The following is an 18,614-nucleotide window of genomic DNA, read 5'->3' on the forward strand; positions in this document are numbered from 1 at the left end:
AGCGTCATGCGGAGCTTACTGCAGCACCTGAGCAGGTGGCGTTGAAGTAGAATTCCAACGCCACCTGCCTAAGTGCTGCAGTAAGCTCCGCATGACGCTCGTAGTGGGGCAGGCAACGTTAGCTCAGCTCCTTTACGGCCGCCGTCAGTTTGGGCAATACGTCAAATACGTCGCCCACGATGCCGTAGTCGGCGGCTTTGAAGAAGGGCGCCTCGGGGTCTTTATTGATAACGACAATGACCTTCGACGAATTAACGCCCGCCAGGTGCTGGATGGCGCCCGAAATACCGCAGGCAATGTACAGGTTGGGCGATACCGTGATGCCGGTCTGGCCCACGTGCTCGTGGTGGGGGCGCCAGTCCACGTCGCTCACGGGCTTGGAGCAGGCCGTGGCAGCGCCTAGGGCCTTGGCCAGGTCCTCGATGAGGTTCCAGTTTTCGGGGCCTTTCATGCCCCGGCCACCGCTCACGACCAGCGAGGCCTCGGGCAGCAAAATGCCCCCGGCCTGGTCCTGCATCACCACTTGCTGAGGCGCATCGGCAAAGTCGGCATCGCCGAGCTGGGCCGAGAAGGCCGAAACTTCGGCGGTTTTGCCGGCTTCGTGCTGCGCCTCAATCGAGTTTTTCTTCACGGCAATCACCTTGCGGTCGCCGCTCAGCACCACGTCCGAAAACGCCTTGCCCGAGAAGGCGCCGCGCTTCACCGTGAACTGGCCGCCGTCAGTTTTGGGCAGCTCCACCACGTTGGTAGCCAGCGCGGCTTGCAGCCGCACCGACAGGCGCGAGCCCACGGCCGCTCCAATGTTGCTGTTGGCCAGTACGATTACTTTGGCGTCTTCCTGCTGCGCCGCCGTGGCGATGAGCTTGGTGTAGGCATTGTTCACGAAGTCCTTCAGCCGGGGCTCGTTGTCGTAGAGCACCTTCGTGATGCCCTGCTCGCCGAGCTTAGCGAGGCTGGCTTCCGTGGCTTCGCCCACGGCGATGGCCGTGGCGGTGGTGCCCAGCTGGGCGGCTACCTGCGCGCCGTAGGTAGCTACTTCGAGCGACGATTTTTTAACCTCGCCCTTATCACATTCAACTACTACTAAAACAGACATACTATTTCAATTAACAATGAGCAATTAACAATTATCAATGAAGAAAGAGTCGCAATGCCAACGTCGAACGGGCAATTGCTCATTACTCATTACTCATTGTTCATTGCTAATTGATTTAGATTACTTTGGCTTCGTTGCGGAGCAGCTTAATCAGCTCGCCAGCGTTGGCGGCATCAATGAGCTTGACGCCTTGCTTCTTGGGAGGCAGGGCAAACTCGGCTACCTGCGTGCGGGGGGCATCGCCGGTAGCGGGCACTACTTTCAGGGGCTTGGTGCGGGCCGTCATGATGCCGCGCATGTTGGGAATGCGGGGCTCGCACATGGGCTGCTGGCACGAGGCTACAAAGGGCGCCGCAACCTGCACGATTTCCTTACCGCCCTCAATTTCGCGCTCTAGGGTGGCGGTGCTGCCGCTCATATCCAGCTTCATGGCCGGGGCCACGGTGGGGATGCCGAGCAGCTCGCCCACCATGCCGTGCACCTGAAAGCCGTTGTAATCAATGCTTTCCTTGCCCATCAGAATTACGTCGTAGGCGCCGTCCTTGGCGACGGCCGCAATCTGCTGGGCCACGAAAAAGGCATCGGTGGGGGCCGCGTTGACCCGGATGGCATCGTCGGCGCCAATGGCCAGCGCCTTGCGGATGTTGGGCTCGGTGTCGGCCTCGCCCACGTTGAGCACCGTAACGGTGCTGCCGGCGTTGGCTTCTTTCAGCTCGATGGCGCGGGTGAGGGCGTATTCGTCCCAGGGATTAATCACGAACTGCACCCCAGCCTTATTAAACTCCTTGTTATCAGGCGTGAAGGCAATTTTGGTGGTCGTGTCAGGCACGTTGGAAATACAAACCAGAAACTTCATCTAAGCGAAGGTAGAGTGAGAAGATTAATGCAAAAGTACTCGGCTTGCATAACATTCGCCAGCCCTAAAAAGGTTGGCGGCGCCTGTTATAAACCAGAATGCGGCGCGGCGGTCGCAATTTCGCCTCAAATATAGTCCGAACTCCGCCCCTAAGTCCCGTTTATGAGCCCATCTGCCCCCAGCCGCTTGCAGCAATTGCTCGCCTTTTACGAGGAAGACCCCACCGACCCGTTCACCATCTACGCCCTGGCCACCGAGTACCGCGCCGACGACCCCAAGCTCGCCTGGGAGTATTACCAGAAGCTCCTGACCGAGCACCCCGACTACGTGGGCACCTACTACCACGCCGGCAAGCTACTCGAAGGCTTCGGCAAAAAGGACGAGGCCGAGCAAGTGTACCGCAAAGGCTTGGTAGTAAGCCGCAAGGCTGGCCAGCTGCACGCCGCCAGCGAGCTGCAACAGGCGCTGAATAGCTGCCTGGGCATGGATTATGAGGATGACTAAGCCCCGGCCGCGTGCCTTGGAGCCAGCGGGCCTGGGTGAAGCACCCTAGGGCTCTGCGCGGCGGCCGGGCCATGCGCTACTAGTAACAGGAGATTAACATGCCTACTAAAATATTGCTGGTTGAAGACGAGCCCAAAGTATCAGCGTTCATTCGGCGCGGGCTGGAGGAGGAGGGCTACGACGTGCTGGTGGCCTACGACGGCACCTTTGGCCAGCGCTTAGCCCTTAGCGAAAATATTGACCTGCTGATACTCGACGTCATCTTGCCCGGCCAAAGCGGCCTGGACGTGCTGAAGGCCGTGCGCGCCCAAAACCAGGACCTGCCCATTCTCATGCTCACGGCCCTAGGTACTACCCAGGATAAGTTACTGGGCTTCGATGGTGGCGCCGACGACTACCTGGTCAAGCCCTTCGACTTTGCCGAACTGTTGGCGCGGGTGCGCGCCCTCACGCGCCGCCGCGGCCACACCGAGACCAAAGGCAGCCAGCTGCGCCTGGCCGACCTGGTGGTGGACACGGCCGCCAAAACGGTGGTGCGCGCCGGCCAGCCCATCAAGCTCACCGCCCGCGAGTTCAATCTGCTCGAGTTGCTGCTGCGCCACCAGGGCCGGGTGCTCAGCCGCGGCGAAATAGCCGAGCACACCTGGGAGGAGGCCTTTGATGCGGGCTCCAACGTGATTGACGTGTACGTGAATTACCTGCGCAATAAGGTGGATAAAGGCTATGATAAAAAGCTTATTCAGACCGTAGTAGGCATGGGCTATGTGCTGCGCGAGGAGTAGGGTAGATTACAGGTGATGGGTAAAAGCCGCTACATCATTAAAAAGGCTTCCTTATTATAAGGAAGCCTTTTTAAGAGAAATCAACATGTATTAACTGCGCATTAGAGGTTGCGCGTCATGAGTGTGTTGGTAGACAATTCGGAGGACGGAATAGGCCATATGTAGCGCACGTCGGTGGGTACGATAGCTGGTGCAGAGCCCTTGGCTGGAATAGTAGCCCCGAGCCGCAGCAAGTCAGTATTACGCAGGCCTTCCCCTAGAAACTCGATACGTCGCTCAAGCAGCAGTGCGTCCGTCATGGCGCTCACCGAGCCTAGCCCGGCGGCAGTGTACACGCCCGCTGCATTGGAGCGCCCACGCACCGCGTTGAGCAAGGCCAGCGCCTGCGCGTTGATAGTGTTGGTCGAGCGTACCCGGGCCTCGGCCAGGTTGAGTAATACTTCCGAGTAGCGAATAACGGGCGCCTTATCAATAAAGACTGGGCCGGTAAGGTACTTCGTGAGAAAGTAGTTGGTACCTACCTGAGCCACAAAGCTAGTGCGGCGGGTATCGGTAGCAGCCCAGCCAGTATTGGCGTAGATGCTGCCCGCAGCAGTGTTTAGTACGTATTCGGCGCCATTACCATTATAGATGGGGGCCGTGGTAAGAAGCTGCGACGGCAGGTAGTAGGAGGCTAGCGAGTTTTGGCCGCCTGGGGTGTTTTGCGCCGTGAAAGGGAATGACAGAATACTCTCGGTCGTTTCCTGGGGAGTGGCAAAAACGGTGGTAATGGAGGCATTAAGGGCGTTGGCCACGCCACTGGTGGCTGTGAACGGCGCAGCGGTAGCAGTGGCTGGAATAATTTTCTCCGCCTCCCGAATAACGTTATCGTATTGGCCCATGGTCAGGTACACTCGCGTCTTCAGGGCAATGGCCGTGTTGCGGTGCGCCCGCGTCACATTGTCGAAGGAGTTGCCATAGGTCAAGGGCAGGCTTGTTTCGGCAAAGTTCAGGTCAGCGATAATCTGCTTATACACATCGTCTACCGTGCCGCGGGCCAAGTCGTTGCTGCCTTGTCCCGTATCGCTAGTCAGCCGCAGGGGCAAGCCGGGGCGGCTGCCCCCACCATCGGTATAGGGCCGGGCGTAGAACTGAAGCAAAGTATAGTAGCACAGCGCGCGCAACAGCCGGGCCTCGCCCTGATAGTTGATAGAGGTAGCGGCGAAGGTGCTTGGAAACGTGGGTGCTACAAATGAGGCTGCGTTGGCATCCAGGCCCGCCAAGAACACATTTATCTGGTTGATGGCGGCGTAGCCCGCCCCCCACATATTGATAACGTCATTCTGCGAGGACTCCGTCTCCGTGTGGTTCCACACCGTTAGGCCCGTTACGGCATTGTTGGTGCGGTTGAGAAAATCGTTGGCGCGAATGTCTCCGTACACTTGAGCGCGGCCGCCCAGCAGGTTGCCGGCCTTCACGTAGCTGTAGAGGCCCTGCACCTGCAAACCGATGCGGGCGGGGTTGCTGAATACTACCTGGTCGGAAAGCGTAATCTGAGAAGCGGGTTCCAGTAGGTCGTTGTTGCAGGAAAAGGTACCTAGGCCCAGGAAAAGGGTGCACGCAACGGCGGCCGTCTTTTTTAAAGCTAATTTCATGGAGTGCTATAATTAAAAGCCAATGTTGAGTCCGGCAGTGTAGGTGCGGGCTTGTCCTACCGAGTTGCGGTCGACGCCGGCGGCACCGTTGTTGGCGCCATTCGACGAGATTTCGGGGTCTATGCCAGTATAGCCAGTCACCAGTGCCGCGTTTTGCACTTGCACGTATACGCGCACCGAGGCTACTTTAAGCGCACTCAGCTGGGTTTGGCTGAGGGTGTAGCCGAGCTGCACGTTGCGCAGGCGGGCAAAGTCGCCCTTCTCCACGTTGGAGGACATGATGAGGGCCGACCCGTTCGAGACGTTGTCGCCGTACACTACCCGCGGGTACTTGGCATTCTGGCCCGGGGTGGTCCAGCGCTCTAAGATGTCGGTGCTGTTGTTCCAGAAGCGCTGGTCATGCAAGCCGGCCTTGGTGCCGTTATAGATGTAGTTGCCGCCCGAGAATTGGACGAATACGCCCAGGTCAAAGTTTTTGAAGCGGAACGTGTTATCAAAGCCGCCGTACCAGGTAGGCAGCACGGGTCCGTAGTACACACCATCGGTGAGCTGAGTGGGCGCCGTCGTGCTGGCGCCGTTGGTGCCATCGGCATTCACGGTTGTCCAGCCGGCCGTCAGGTCAAACTGTGCCACGGTGCCATTGGCCTTTTGTATCAGGCGCCGGCCATTGGCCGGGTTTACCCCCAGCGTAGGCACGGCCAGGATGCTGCCAATCGAGCGGCCGGTTTCCGTGTAGTTAACGGTTTCCAGGCCCGAGGTAGCAGTGCCAATGCGCTGGCCCTCAGTGGCCAAAGCTTCCACGCGGTTTTTGAGGGTCGAGATGTTGCCACTCACCGTCCAGCTAAAGTTCTTGCCCTGAATGGCATTGAACCGCAAATCAAACTCGACCCCGCTGTTCAGCATCGAGCCAACGTTGGCGGCGATGGAGTTGTTGGGAACCCCGCGGGAGGGCGACGTGGGCACATTCAAAATAAGCCCGTCCACTAAATTGCGATAGTAGGCGAAGTTGCCCGTCAGGCGGTCCTGCAATAAGCCAAAGGAGAGGCCCAGGTCGGTTTTCTTGCTGGTTTCCCAGGTCAGGGCCCGGTTGCCGGCGTTGGAGAAGTACAGCGTAGAATTGGCCGCGTTCAGGCCCGAGGTGTACGTAGACTGCGAAACGAAGTCATTAATACCCTGGTTGTTGCCTACGTTGCCGAAGCTACCCGTCACTTTCAGGAAGGAAACGGCCTGGCCCAGTGCGGAGCTTTTCCAGAAGTCTTCTTCCGAAATGGCGTAGCCCAGCGAGGCGCCGTAGAAGTTACCCCATTTGTTGGCAAATGCCGAGTAGCCATCGCGCCGCGCATTGAAGGTCAGCAGGTACTTGCGGTTGTAGTTATAGTTCACCCGGCCAAAGAACGATACCAAGTAGTTGAATCCGTAGTCGTTACCCGTCGCGGCAATGTTAGTGAAGTTGCCCTGGAAGGTGGTGAAGAACGGGTCGGCCACCAGCGTGCGGACCGCGCCCCAGCGCAGCACGTTGGTTTGCTGTTGCTCGGTGCCGACCAGCACTGACACGTTGTGCTTGTCGCTGAACGTGCGGTCGTACTGGGCCGTAGTCTGCCAGTCCCAGCGCTTGTTGGTGCGGAAAACGTTGGTGGCCGAGCCGCCGGGGTAGCCATCGCCCGCGATGGGCGTGCTGAACGACTTATCCTCGAAAGAAGTGTTGTCGAGGCCAAACTGGGTGCGTAGGTTCAGGCCCTTCAGGATTTCCCACCCTAGGTAGGCGCTGCCCTGAATTTGGTTGCTCTCGGACGTGTAGTAGTTGTTGTCGAGGTCTACCACGGGGTTGAAATAGCCGGTTACCAACCCGCCGCTGGCGCCGGTGGGGTTGAGGTTGGCCCCCGACCCGATGTTGGGCCCGTTCGTGTTGTAGGTGCCGTCGGCGTTGTAGGGGCTGATGTTGGGCGGCAGTACCAGCGGCACCCGGCCGAGGCCCGAAATACCAAACGCTCCGTCCGCGCCACCCACCGAGCCCGAGTTGGGCGACGAGTTGAGGTTGTTGGAGTAGTTGAAGCGCAGGCCTACTTTAACCTTGTTGAAGAGCGTGTGCTCCACGTTGAGGCGGGAGGCGTAGCGCCGGAACTCGTTGTTTACCAGCATGCCCTTCTGCTTGGTGTAGTTCACCGACGCGTAGTAGGTCGTTTTGTCGGTACCGCCCGAGAAGTTCAGGTTGTGGCTTTGCGAAAAGCCCGTACGGTAGATGTAGTCGTACCAGCGCGTGTCAACGGTGCTGCCGTCGGCATTGAGCGTAGGCAGGAAGGGACCAGTAGCATTTAGCGGAAGTCCTTGATTAGCTCTTAGATTATTAACAGCCTCATTCTTAATTGTCATGTAGTCCGTTGCCCCCAGCACATCGTAGAGGCGTACGGCTTGCGTCAGGCCGGCCCAGGCATCATACGACAACCGGCCCTGGCCCTTCTTACCCTGCTTGGTCGTGACCAGAATAATGCCGCCCGCCGCCCGCGAGCCGTAAATAGCCGTGGCCGACGCGTCCTTGAGCACGTCCACGCTCTCGATATCGGCCGGGTTGATATTGCCCAGCGGGTTGTTGGGTACGGCACCAATGGCCGAGTTATTGCCCGTGAAGGTCGGCACGCCGTCGATAACCACGAGTGGCTGAGTGCTAAGCGCAATTGAGTTCACGCCCCGGATGCGAATAACGGGTGGATTGTTCAGCACGCCGTTGGGAGTAGTAATGTTTACGCCCGCCGCCCGGCCCTGCAAGGCCTGGTCGAAGCTTTGCACTGGTAGGTTGGCAATTTCCTTGCCTGCCACAGTAGCCACGCTGCCCGTCAGGTCGCGACGCGATTGCGTACCGTAGCCCACTACTACGGCCTCATCGAGGCTGGTCGGATTAGAAGTCAGGGTGATGTTAATGGGGCCATCACCAATTTTTGCTTCTTTGCTATCGTAGCCCACAAAGGAGAAAACCAGTGTAGTGGCTGTAGCCGGCACGGCTAAAGTGTACCGGCCATCTACGTCGGTAGCTGTGCCCTGCGTTCCGCCCTTCACCAGCACTGTAACGCCGGGCAAGCCCACTCCGTCACTGCCAATAACCCGGCCGGTGACGGGACGATTTTGGGCATGGAGGTCCCGGGCTCCTACCATCAGGACGACAGCAGAAAGAGGGAATAAGAGTTTCCTCATAATAAAAAGTAAAATTGTTGAAAAGAAGTAGAGTGCCAAATATAGAGGAGTATTTCATGAAGAAAGCACTTTTTTACGATAAAGACTATAAAAAAATATGTCTGTAATGATAGAAGATATACTTGTATCATAAAACGACCTCTTAAAAGAACCCATATTTCTCGAATTACCTATATCTGAGCACACTTTCGTAATTCTCTGAAAGGTTCTATGTAAACACCCGTATGAAAATGCGTTAAGTATCGTCAAACTGACTATATTCTAGCCCCTGAATTGATGATGGTGGGTGAGGTGGCTCGCGGCGAGCTCAGCAAAAACAGCCAATACACTGCTATGGCATTTGAGACCGCAGCACGGCGCTTGTTAGGGGCTACCCGCTTTGTTGTTCTGCAGCAGGCCAAGCACATTTACCCCGGCGCGTACCTACCGGTGAATTAGACACTCGAGTGTAGCCCATACTATTTCCCTTGCCAAAACAGTATCTACAGCGGTCGTTTCCCAACTCGAAGCTGCTAAAAATGAGCTGGTAGCTGGCTTACCAGCGTTTCAGTGTCTCATGCCAGCCTATGTATTAGCATCGCCATTGATAGGCCCGGCAAACGGAGCAAGCCAGGCGCACATTGCCACCGCGCCTAGGTATGCGTGAGCTGCTGTGTAAAATCGACCTCGCCTGCGCACCCGAGGTCTAATCTATGGGTGCGATATTCTCTTTACGCTGCTGCGTAGCCAGCACCTGCCCGTGTCCCACAAACTGCTAGGTAGATGCGGGCCTAGCAATTTGCTATAGGCGGACTGTCGGGCCACCTGCGGCTGCCACATATTATTCTAGCCGCGGCAGCTATTACTGTGGGGCAGCTCTACGGTAGGCAGGCTTGCCTTGCTCAGTGGCCAACGGCATAGCTATTAGCAGACCGCGCTGGCCAAGCGGGTGAATGGTATCTTGAAAGATGAGTGCTTGTCTATGCCGCCCGACAACCTGACTTAGGCGCGCTTATTGGCCAAACAGGCGGTGTCGCTCTACAAGCCGGAACGCCTGCGTAAGCCTTGAGCTACCCAATGCCAAGCCAAACTCATCGGCAAACAAAAACCCCCGCCGGAAAATCCGAGCGGGGGTTTTGTTTTTATCCCTGTCAGTGCATAGCTAGACGGGACGGGAAGCTGTGAGAATGCTTAATACCCCGGATTCTGCGTTACAGAGGGATTATTGGCGATTTCTAGTTGCGGAATAGGCCACAAGAATAGCGAACTAGTGTAAACAACAGGGGATACCAACTGGCCGGTTAGTAAGGACGTGTTACCGCAGGCGTAGCGGGCTAGCGTTACTTGGCCGCCAACGGTACCGTTGAACTTAGCCGGTATACCGCCGCCACTTACTGGCGAATACGTGGCATCTGGCGATAGGCGGGAAATGTCGCCCCAGCGCTTGCCTTCGCCGATGAACTCGATGCGGCGCTCATTCAGAATAGCGCGCACCAGGCTGGTGCCCGTCAGTGAGCCTGCCGCATATTGGTCACCATCGGTCGTCACCGACCGATTACGCACCGCGTTAAGCAGGCGCAACGCGAGGGCGTCGTTCGTGCCTGTGCGAGCCAAGGCTTCGGCCTGATTTAGCAGTACCTCTGCATAGCGAATGATGGGCGCAAAGTCAGAGCTGGTTGCAGCATCGGTGTACTTTTTGATAACGTAGCAGGGCCGCACGCCGTCGGGTTGCATCATTACCGTGCGGCGCAAGTCGTTGCAGGTAAAGAACGACGCGTTGTAGAGGTTAGGGCTAACGGCCAGCAGTGCCCGGCCATTGATGCCGCCGTTGGCGGGTGCTGCCGACGAGCCATACACGTTGGCTAGAGCGCCGTTTACGCCGGGGTTATCGGCCGCACTGTTTTCTACCGAAAATACGTTCTCCGCAGTGGTAGTTGCCCCGCCGGGGAAGGCCGCCCGCTGGGTAGGCATGAGGCTGTAGGTACCAATACTGGTTGGGCTGGTAAAAGTCGTAGTGCCCGAAATTAGCTTGTTGCCCTCCGTGACTGCCGCTGCCCAGTTAGCTTGGTGCAGGCGAATACGCTGCTTTAGGGCAACAGCAGCAGCTTTGGTAGCACGAGTGACCGATGGCGCAACAGCCCCCGAAATGGAGCGCGTAACTGGCAGATTGGTTTCGGCAAAATCTAGGTCGGCCAACATCTTCGTATAATCGTCAGCTACTGTGCCACGGGCCAGCGCGCGTGCTTGAGCTACCGATGCTGGGGTATTGACGGCGAAGTCCCGGTAAGGAACACCTATTGCGCTGCCATTGCCGTCCGTGAAGGGGCGGGAGAAGTGCATCACTAGCTCGTGGTGTGCCAGCGCCCGCAAGAAGCGGAGCTCGCCTTCGTATATCAGCTCGTCGGCCGCCGTGATTACGCCCGCTGCCTGCGCTTGCTTGATACCTTCAATGGTAACGTTGGCCTGGTTGATGACTGCATAGGCGTTCGACCAGATGTTCACCACGTTGGGGCTCGAGGAAGTAAACGTATTGGCAAACACAAGGCTAAAAAAGCCTGCCATATCCGATACATCTTCGCCGCGCGCATCATCCAGCGCATTGGTTGCGGCTCCGAAAGGATAGCCCCGTACCACAAGCCCGCTACCGTTCAGAGGGTCGTAAAAGCCCGACTGGGCCGAGTTGTATACCCCGGCTACGGCCAGGGCCACGCGCGCTGGGTCGTTGTACACGGCCGTTTCCGAGAGCACATTTTTGGGCTGCAAATCAGTTACTTCGCAAGCCCCTAAGCCTAGTGTTGCCCCGAAGGCAATAGTTAAGGCGCGCTGACGGCTGCCCACTAAGAAGGATAGTATATTTTTCATTGAACCTAACGGAAGCAAAAGATTAGAAAGCTACGTTTACACCACCCGTAAACACCCGCTGCTGCGGGTTGCTGTTGTAGTCAACCCCAGCCTGCGAATTCGACGTGTAGTTAGTATTGACTTCGGGGTCAACACCACGGTATTTGGTGATGGTTGCAATGTTTTGCGCTTGCACAAAAACCCGTACGCGGCTTAGGTTAACCGGGCCCAATAAGCGAGCTGGTAGGTTGTAGCCAAGCGAAATGTTCTGCAGACGTAGGAAGCTGCCGTTCTCCACAAAGCGAGACGAGGCATTATTGGTCGTGTTGATGAAATCGCTGGTGCCCGATACGTTGCGTGGCGTATTCGTGATGTCCCCTGGATTCTGCCAGCGAGCCAATATTTCACTACCGTTGTTCAGAAAGTCCGTGCGCAGCAATTGCTGGCGCGTTACGTTCATAATGCGGTTGCCAACATTATAGCGCAGGAAAATACCTAGGTCGAAGCCCTTGTAAGTAAAGGTGTTGTCGAACCCACCGAAAAACTTAGGGTTAGTCTGACCGAGGAGAATCTTGTCGCTATTGTTGATGGTCGTCGTTACGTTGGCTCCCGTGCCCGAAGTTACTAGGGCTGCCCCCGGGTTGTTAGAGTCGAAGGTGTAGTACCGGTTCACGGTGTTACCCGAAGCGGCCGTGCTGGCCTGAATCAGGTCGCCGTTGGGACGCTTGTAGATGGGGCTACCGTTGGCAGGGTTTACGCCTTGGTAATCGTAGCCGTACAGGGCAGAAATCGACTCGCCTACCCGGTTGATGTTGTAGGTGTACAGGATGTCCTCGTTGTTGTTGAGGGCCGTTATCTTGTTCTTATTGGTTGAAAAGTTGAAGCTTGACGACCAAGAGAAATTCTCGTTGCTGATATTCTGCGTGGCAATTGTCAACTCAAAGCCCTGATTGTACATCGAGCCAACGTTGGCATTGTAGCTATTGCCCGGTACGCCGACTGAAAGCGGAGTGCGGACGGCCAGAATGAGGCCATCAATATCGTTGCGGTAGTAATCGGCGCTTACGGTGATGCGACCACTGAAGAAACCGAGGTCAACGCCGTAATCCTGCTTCTTGGAGGTTTCCCACTTCAACTGGTCGTTGCCGAACTGGCCGTAACTAATGCCCGACATGGACGCATACTGCGCCGGCGAATAATAGCCAACGTAGGGAAAATTACCGATGTCGGTATTACCCACAACGGCGTAGGAGCCGCGCAGCTTGAAATCGGTCCACGACTTGGCCAAGGCCGAGTTTTTGAAGAACGACTCTTCCGACACGCGCCAGCCCACCGAGCCCCCGGGGAACAAGCCCCGGCGATTAGCTATCGGCAAGGACGACAAGGCATCCGAGCGCATGGTGAAGCTGAGCAGATAACGGTCTTTGAACGAGTAGTTTATCCGGCCAAAATAGGACTGCAAGCCGTTCTCGAAATAATCACCCCCAATGGTTGGCGTGGCCAGCGTGGAACTGATAATACCATTCTGCCCCAGCGTCCGGTCCGAAAGGCCTACGCCATTTGCGGTGAAATAGGAACCAGTCGTTTTCTGATACTCAGCCCCAACTACCGCGTTTATTTTGTGGTCGTCGGCAATGACGTTGTTGTAGGAGGCCGTATTTACCCAGTTCCAACGAATGCTAGGCCCAAAAAGCTGGTACACCGAGCCATTGGCGCTGCGGCCATCGCCCTGCCGGGGGTCTAGATACTGGAAGTCGTCCTGCAGCTGGGTGTCGGTACCCATTTGCGAGCGCAGGCGCAGGTTTTTTAGGGGCTCTACCTCTAAGTAGCCGCTACCCAGGATGCGGTAGCTAATAGAGCGATAGATGTTGTTCTCCAGCGGGAAGATGATGTTTGGGTAATTGAAAGCAATAGATTGCGTGTTATTGCCTTGCCCCAAAATACCGGCTGCATTTACATAAGGCGTGCCGTCGGCGTTGCGCGCCGGTACGTTTGGTAGCAGCGCGAGTGCGCCGGCTACGTTGCCCGACAAGCCGTTGGTGCTGCTGTTCAGGCCCATGACTTGCGAACGGGTCAGGCCCATCGTCATGCCCACCTTCAACCAGCTTTTTACCTCGCTGTCGATATTTGCCCGGAAGGAAAACCGACGCAGCGAGTTAGCCTTGATAACCCCCGTTTGGTCGGTGTAGCCACCCGAGAAGTAGTAATTCGTTTTGTCAGTGGCTCCCGACACGGAAAGAACGTGATTTTGCTGAAAGCCAGTCCGGAAAATCTCATTCTGCCAATCAGTGCTTACCCCATTGTTGCCGGCATTATTAGTGTCCGTGTAGGCCTGCGCAACCGTGCCAGTGCCGCCCGCGTTGCGGTCCCGCTCATTGGCGATAGTGATAAAGTCATTAGCTCCTAGTACACTGTAACGCTTCAGCGTCTGGGCCACGCCCATGTAGGTATCGTAGCTAACATTAGTTCTGCCCTTGCGGCCCCGCTTGGTCGTAATGAGGATAACCCCATTGGCCGCCCGTGAACCGTAAATGGCAGTAGCGGAGCCATCCTTCAATATCTCGTACGACTCAATATCGTTGGGATTGATATCGGCCAGTGCGTTCGAGCCATTGGCAAATGCGCTGGTGTTGCCCGTAAAAATGGGTTGGCCATCCACTACTACCAGCGGGTAGCTGCCCGACGAGATGGAGTTGGTACCCCGAATCTGAATACGTGGCTGCGTGCCCAGCAGGGCACTCGGAGTCTGAACGTTTACGCCGGCCGCCCGGCCGCCAAGCTGCTGTGCAAAGCTCGGCGAGGCGAGGTTGGCCACGGCTTCGCCTTGTACCGTTGCAATGGAGCCCGTTAGGTCGCGGCGCTCTTGCGTGCCATAGCCTACGACTACAGCCTCGTCGAGGCTGGTCGGGTTCGAAATCAGCGTGATGTTGATAGGGCCATCGCTAATCTTGGCTTCCTGGCTGGTGTAGCCCACGAAAGAAAATACCAGCGTAGTAGCAGTAGCAGGCGCCGACAAAGTGTACCGGCCATCTACATCGGTAGCCGCACCCTGCGTTCCACCTTTCACTAGCACCGTAACGCCGGGTAGGCCTGTGCCATCGCTACCAACTACTCGGCCGGTGATAGGACGATTTTGGGCGTGCAGGTCCCTGGTTCCTACCATCAGGACGATAGCAGAGAGCGGGAATAATAGTTTCCTCATATGTAAAGGATTAATTTATGAAAAGAAGCGGAGCGCCAAATATAAAGGGATATTTCATTAGGAGTTCACTCTAACCTGGTCAGTACCATACAAAAATGGGTCAATGGCTGCAAAAACTGCGTGTGCAATGTAATTTGTCCCATTTCGATGGTCCTTTTCTTAGTAGAATAAGCTAGATAGCCTAGGCTGCTGAATCTGCATTATCAGGCGACGACTGCCAATATTGACCATTCTCTCGCCATCGTCAAAAAGCTGCTCATGCTCTGCTGGGCCTCGCTAGCCGGCCGCCGGCTGATACTGGCGACAGTGGTGTAGCTCGGGTTGGTTTGCGGCAGGGGTGCGCGCAGCTAGTAATTTGCGAGGTATTCTCTCCTATTATGACCATTCGCAACCGTCTGACCTGGCTATTTGTGAGCGTGGTGGCCGTGCTGCTACTGGCCGTGCTTACGGTGGTGTACCTGCTGCAGAGTGGCTCGTCGCAGCGCGAGTTTCGGCAGCGGCTGCGCGAGCGGGCGCAGGTGACGAGCTACATCTACCTCGAAAAGGATGAGATGCGCGCCACGGCTTTCCGCGATTTCGAGAAAAAGTACCTGCAGTCGCTCACCAACGAGATTTTGCAGGTCTACGACGCCAGTGGACGCGTGCGTTTCGTGGCCGAAGACGAGCGCGTGCGGCTGAGCGATGCGCAGCTGGCTCGCATCGTCCTGTATAAGGAGTCGTATTTTAAGATAGGCTCGCGGCAGGCCGTGGGTATTTTTTATCACGACAACCAGGGCGACTACGTGATAGTGGCGGCGGCCGAAAATGTGTATGGGCAGCGGCGCCTGCACAGCCTAGCTACTATTATGACGGGCATTTTTGTGCTGAGCCTGGTGGTTATCTACCTTGTGGGCAGAATTTTTGCCGGCCGGGCGCTGGCGCCCATCGCGGCCCTCAACGACCAGGTCGACCGCATTACGGCGGCAGACTTGCACCTGCGCGTGGATGAGCCGCTGCGCACCAGCGAGAAAGACGACCTGCGCCGCTTGGCCCGCACCTTCAACCGCCTGCTTGGGCGGCTCGAAACCAGCTTTGAGGGCCAGCGCACCTTTGTGCGCAACGCCTCGCACGAGCTGCGCACGCCGCTCACGGCCAGCATCGGCGAGCTGCAAGTGCTGCTGGCGCGCGAGCGGGCGGCCGAGACGTACCGCGAAGGTGCTACGTCGGTGCTGAGCGAGTTGCAGCAGCTCAAGCAACTGATTAATAATTTGCTGGATATGGCGCAGGCCGACGAAACGGTGCCCTTAACCGATGAAATTCGCCTCGATGAGTTGCTGTGGGAGGTGCGTGAGGCCGTGGCGCCTGCCCAGCGCAGCCGCGTGCAAGTAGACCTAGGCGACCTCAGCGAACTGCCCGACGACCCGGCCGTGTTCGAGCTAAAAGGCCACCGTGTGCTGCTAGCCCGCGCCCTCGGCAACCTAGTCGATAACGCCCTGAAGTACTCCAGCACTGAGCAGCGCGTCACGCTCAGCTTGCGCTATTCGGCCGGGACCGGGCTGGTAGTGCAGGTGGTTGATGATGGGCAGGGCATTGCTGAAGAGGATTTAGCCCAGGTGTTTCAGCCTTTTTTTCGGGCGGCTAGCGTGCGTGGGGTAGTGGGGCACGGGGTAGGGCTGCCGCTGGCCCAGCGCATTGTGGCCCTGCACGGCGGCACGCTGGCGCTGCGCTCGGAGGCAGGGCGCGGCACGGTGGCTGAAATAGCTTTTAATCAGTAGGTAAACAGCAAACAAAGTTGGGATTATTCTGCTTAAATTCATAATTCTTCCTATTCTAATCCGTTTTTAATGTCTCTCTAATACCGGCCTAATGTCGGCTTCGCTAATTTGTATCTTCAAGGCCCAAGTAGGGCTGACTACAAGCAAGTGATTTTAGAAAGATTCCTAGGTGCGGCCCGCCGCTGCCTATTACCTGCCAAGGCCCAGCGGGCCAGTGAAGCGGGCCAATTGCTGCGCTATTGCGGGCTGGTGCTGGGCCTGGGTTTGGGCCTGAGCTCCACTGCGCACGCCCAAACGCCCCTCATCGCCGGCGCGATTTCGTCTGATACCGTGCGCCTGACTTTGCCCGACGCCGAAGCGCGCTTCGTGCAAAACAACTTGCAGGTGCTGGCCCAGCGCTACAACATCACCGCCCAGCAGGCGCTGGCCGTGCAGGCCCGCCTCATCGACAACCCCACCGTTACGCTCGACCAGAATGCCTTGCAGCAGGCCATTCACCGGCAGGGCGCGGTGGGCGACAACCCCGACCTGCGCCGCAACCAGGTGGCCATTCAGGCCCAGCAGCTCTTCTCGCTGGCTGGCCGCCGTAAGGCGGCGGGCCGGGTAGGGCAGCAGGCCGCCGTGGTCGAGCAGTTCAACCTCGAAGACCTGGTGCGCAACCTGCGTTTTCAGCTGCGCACCACGTTCTACGACATCCATTACCGCCAGCAAACGCTGCGCGTGTATGATGCTGAGATTCCGCAGCTGCGCCACACGGTGGACCTCTACCAGAGCCAGTTTGAGAAGGGAAATATTGCGCTCAAAGAGGTTATTCGCTTGAAAGCCTTCTTGTTTACGCTGGAAACCGAACGCGTGGGGCTAGTAACTGACCAGGCCAATTCGCAGGCCGACCTCCACATTTTGCTGCGCGACTCGACCAACGCCGTGTACCGGCCCATCACGAACCCCGACCGCATCCGCAACTTATCGCTGGGCGCTTACCCCGAGCAGCAGCTCATCGACACGGCCCTCGTGCGCCGCGCCGACCTGCTGAGCCGCCGTGCCGAGGTGCAGCGCCAGCAGCTAAACCTGCGCCTGCAGCGCGCTGTGGCCACGCCCGACCTGGCCGTGGGCTACAGCTACGACCGCCTAGGGTCATACTTCGACAACTATAACTCGGTAACGCTGGGAATGGCGGTGCCCATCTTCAACCGCAACCAGGGTAATATTCAGGCCGCTAAGGCGCAGATAAACAGCGCGCAAGCCCTGGCCGCTGAACAGCAGCTCACCGTGCGCCGCGATGTGCACGAAGCCTACCAGATAGCCCAGCGCCAGGACGAGCTCTACCAGCACACCAGCCGCGATACCACGCCCTTCTCGCGCCTCATCGACAACATCGAGCAGGGCTACACCAAGCGCCTCATCAGCATCGTGGAGTACCTCGACTTTTACGAGGCCTACAAAAATAACGTGTTGCAGCTCAATACGCTGCGTGCCAACCGGATGCGGGCCTTCGAGAGCGTAAACCTCTCCGTGGGCCGCGTGATGCTGAAGGCGGAGTAAGTCAATTATCAGTCATCAATTATCAGCCAGTGGATACCGCGTCCACGCAAGAGGGATGATAATTGATGACCGATAACTGCCTCGCTGATAACTGATAATTGATAACTGTTAACTGAACTAATGAATCGTTCGACCATCCTTTTCCTTCTGACCCTAGGTCTCGGCGCGTGCTCTAAACCGGCCGAAACGGCGAAGGAAGAACCCACTGCTACCAAGCAGTTTTTTCTGTCTAACCAAACCCTGAAAGAGCTGGCCTTCGACACCGTGCGCCTCGAGCCGATGCGCAGCGAGCAGTCGTACTCAGGCCAGGTGACCACCAACGGCGACAAAACGGCCAACGTGGTGCCCCTGGTGGGCGGCGTGGTCGAAGACCTGCGCGTGGAACTCGGCGACCACGTAACCAAGGGCCAGGTGCTGGCCGTGGTGCGCTCAGGCGAAATCGCCGACGTGCAAAACCAAAACTCCAACGCCGGTACTGACCTGGCCATCGCCCAGAAAAACCTAAGCGTGGCCGAAGACCAGTTCAAGGCCGGCCTGGCCGCCGAGCGCGATGTAGTGCTGGCTCGCGAAGAGCTACGCAAAGCCCAGAGCAACCTAGGCAAAACGGGCAAGCAGCTCGGCATCTACGGCGTCGATAAAAACGGCCATTATACCGTTGTCGCGCCGCTGTCGGGCTTCATCACCGACAAGAGCGTGACGGAAAACATGCAGTACACGACCTCGAGCGTGGACAAGTTTTTCACTATCGCCGACCTCGACCAGGTGTGGGTGTTGGCCAACGTGTTTGAGGCCGATATTGATAAAGTGAAGGTTGGCTACCAGGCCGATATTACCACGCTATCGTACCCCGATAAGCACTTTACCGGCGTGGTTGATAAGGTATTCAACGTGCTTGACCCCGAGAGCAAGGCTCTCAAAGTTCGCATCAAGCTGCAAAACCCCGGCTACCTGCTCAAACCCGAGATGTACGCCCAGGTCCGCATCCTGAATACGGGCACGCAGAAGGCGCTGTCGGTGCCCGCCAGTTCGGTAGTGTTTGACAAAGACCAGAATTTTGTGCTCGTTTACAAGAGCCAAAAAGAGGTTGATACCCGCCCCGTAACGGTGACCAAAACCGTGGGCAACATCAGCTACGTGACCGGTAATTTGAAGGCCGGCGAGGCGATTATTACCAAGAACCAATTGCTCGTGTACGACGAGCTGAATGACTAACTGTCATTTAACAGGTATCATCTAAC

11 protein-coding genes are annotated in these 18,614 nt (G+C 57.2%); 5 read left to right on the plus strand and 6 right to left on the minus strand.

What is annotated here, in order from left to right; all coding sequences use genetic code 11:
• Positions 1–118 precede the first annotated feature (118 nt).
• Together ACFSDX_RS08920 and ACFSDX_RS08925 are read right to left on the minus strand one after the other, a co-directional pair.
• Complete coding sequence (locus ACFSDX_RS08920; protein WP_382312987.1) at positions 119–1,096, minus strand: electron transfer flavoprotein subunit alpha/FixB family protein; 978 nt, start codon at positions 1,094–1,096, stop codon at positions 119–121.
• A 115-nt stretch (positions 1,097–1,211) separates the two neighbouring features.
• Positions 1,212–1,952, minus strand: a complete 741-nt coding sequence (locus ACFSDX_RS08925; protein WP_382312988.1) for an electron transfer flavoprotein subunit beta/FixA family protein — start codon at positions 1,950–1,952, stop codon at positions 1,212–1,214.
• A gap of 162 nt (positions 1,953–2,114) precedes the next feature.
• Here ACFSDX_RS08925 and ACFSDX_RS08930 point away from each other — a divergent pair, with 162 nt between their 5' ends.
• Both ACFSDX_RS08930 and ACFSDX_RS08935 read left to right on the plus strand, forming a co-directional pair.
• Positions 2,115–2,456 carry a tetratricopeptide repeat protein gene (locus tag ACFSDX_RS08930; protein ID WP_382312989.1) on the plus strand — a complete coding sequence of 114 codons (342 nt, stop codon included), beginning with the start codon at positions 2,115–2,117 and terminating at the stop codon, positions 2,454–2,456.
• Positions 2,457–2,554: 98 nt separating this feature from the next.
• Positions 2,555–3,238, plus strand: a complete 684-nt coding sequence (locus ACFSDX_RS08935; protein WP_382312991.1) for a response regulator transcription factor — start codon at positions 2,555–2,557, stop codon at positions 3,236–3,238.
• Between the two features lie 101 nt (positions 3,239–3,339).
• Here ACFSDX_RS08935 and ACFSDX_RS08940 read toward each other — a convergent pair whose 3' ends face one another.
• From ACFSDX_RS08940 to ACFSDX_RS08955, 4 genes are all read right to left on the minus strand, one after another.
• Positions 3,340–4,872, minus strand: coding sequence for a RagB/SusD family nutrient uptake outer membrane protein (locus ACFSDX_RS08940; protein ID WP_382312993.1), 1,533 nt, complete (start codon positions 4,870–4,872; stop codon positions 3,340–3,342).
• Between the two features lie 12 nt (positions 4,873–4,884).
• On the minus strand, positions 4,885–8,058 hold the full coding sequence (locus ACFSDX_RS08945; protein WP_382312994.1) for a SusC/RagA family TonB-linked outer membrane protein: 3,174 nt from the start codon (positions 8,056–8,058) through the stop codon (positions 4,885–4,887).
• A 1,170-nt stretch (positions 8,059–9,228) separates the two neighbouring features.
• Positions 9,229–10,899 carry a RagB/SusD family nutrient uptake outer membrane protein gene (locus tag ACFSDX_RS08950; RefSeq protein WP_382312995.1) on the minus strand — a complete coding sequence of 557 codons (1,671 nt, stop codon included), beginning with the start codon at positions 10,897–10,899 and terminating at the stop codon, positions 9,229–9,231.
• A 22-nt stretch (positions 10,900–10,921) separates the two neighbouring features.
• The gene (locus tag ACFSDX_RS08955) at positions 10,922–14,080 is read right to left on the minus strand and encodes a SusC/RagA family TonB-linked outer membrane protein (protein ID WP_382312996.1); all 3,159 of its coding nucleotides are present in this window, start codon (positions 14,078–14,080) and stop codon (positions 10,922–10,924) included.
• A gap of 377 nt (positions 14,081–14,457) precedes the next feature.
• On the opposite strand from ACFSDX_RS08955, the gene ACFSDX_RS08960 reads away from it, so the two are divergent.
• From ACFSDX_RS08960 to ACFSDX_RS08970, 3 genes are all read left to right on the plus strand, one after another.
• Entirely contained in the window at positions 14,458–15,834 is a 1,377-nt protein-coding gene (locus ACFSDX_RS08960; protein WP_382312997.1) for a sensor histidine kinase, read from the plus strand.
• 147 nt (positions 15,835–15,981) lie between these two features.
• Entirely contained in the window at positions 15,982–17,376 is a 1,395-nt protein-coding gene (locus ACFSDX_RS08965; RefSeq protein WP_382312998.1) for a TolC family protein, read from the plus strand.
• Positions 17,377–17,496: 120 nt separating this feature from the next.
• Positions 17,497–18,588 carry an efflux RND transporter periplasmic adaptor subunit gene (locus ACFSDX_RS08970; RefSeq protein WP_382312999.1) on the plus strand — a complete coding sequence of 364 codons (1,092 nt, stop codon included), beginning with the start codon at positions 17,497–17,499 and terminating at the stop codon, positions 18,586–18,588.
• The last annotated feature ends 26 nt before the right edge of the window (positions 18,589–18,614 follow it).

This window comes from Hymenobacter bucti (genome assembly GCF_042681145.1).
In the GTDB taxonomy this organism is placed as follows: domain Bacteria; phylum Bacteroidota; class Bacteroidia; order Cytophagales; family Hymenobacteraceae; genus Hymenobacter; species Hymenobacter bucti.

Coding starts and splice junctions, on each gene's coding strand:
- ACFSDX_RS08970 (WP_382312999.1), top strand. CDS start 17,497: ATGAATCGTTCGACCATCCTTTTCCTTCTGACCCTAGGTCTCGGCGCG.
- ACFSDX_RS08920 (WP_382312987.1), bottom strand. CDS start 1,096: ATGTCTGTTTTAGTAGTAGTTGAATGTGATAAGGGCGAGGTTAAAAAA.
- ACFSDX_RS08955 (WP_382312996.1), bottom strand. CDS start 14,080: ATGAGGAAACTATTATTCCCGCTCTCTGCTATCGTCCTGATGGTAGGA.
- ACFSDX_RS08950 (WP_382312995.1), bottom strand. CDS start 10,899: ATGAAAAATATACTATCCTTCTTAGTGGGCAGCCGTCAGCGCGCCTTA.
- ACFSDX_RS08925 (WP_382312988.1), bottom strand. CDS start 1,952: ATGAAGTTTCTGGTTTGTATTTCCAACGTGCCTGACACGACCACCAAA.
- ACFSDX_RS08960 (WP_382312997.1), top strand. CDS start 14,458: ATGACCATTCGCAACCGTCTGACCTGGCTATTTGTGAGCGTGGTGGCC.
- ACFSDX_RS08945 (WP_382312994.1), bottom strand. CDS start 8,058: ATGAGGAAACTCTTATTCCCTCTTTCTGCTGTCGTCCTGATGGTAGGA.
- ACFSDX_RS08935 (WP_382312991.1), top strand. CDS start 2,555: ATGCCTACTAAAATATTGCTGGTTGAAGACGAGCCCAAAGTATCAGCG.
- ACFSDX_RS08940 (WP_382312993.1), bottom strand. CDS start 4,872: ATGAAATTAGCTTTAAAAAAGACGGCCGCCGTTGCGTGCACCCTTTTC.
- ACFSDX_RS08930 (WP_382312989.1), top strand. CDS start 2,115: ATGAGCCCATCTGCCCCCAGCCGCTTGCAGCAATTGCTCGCCTTTTAC.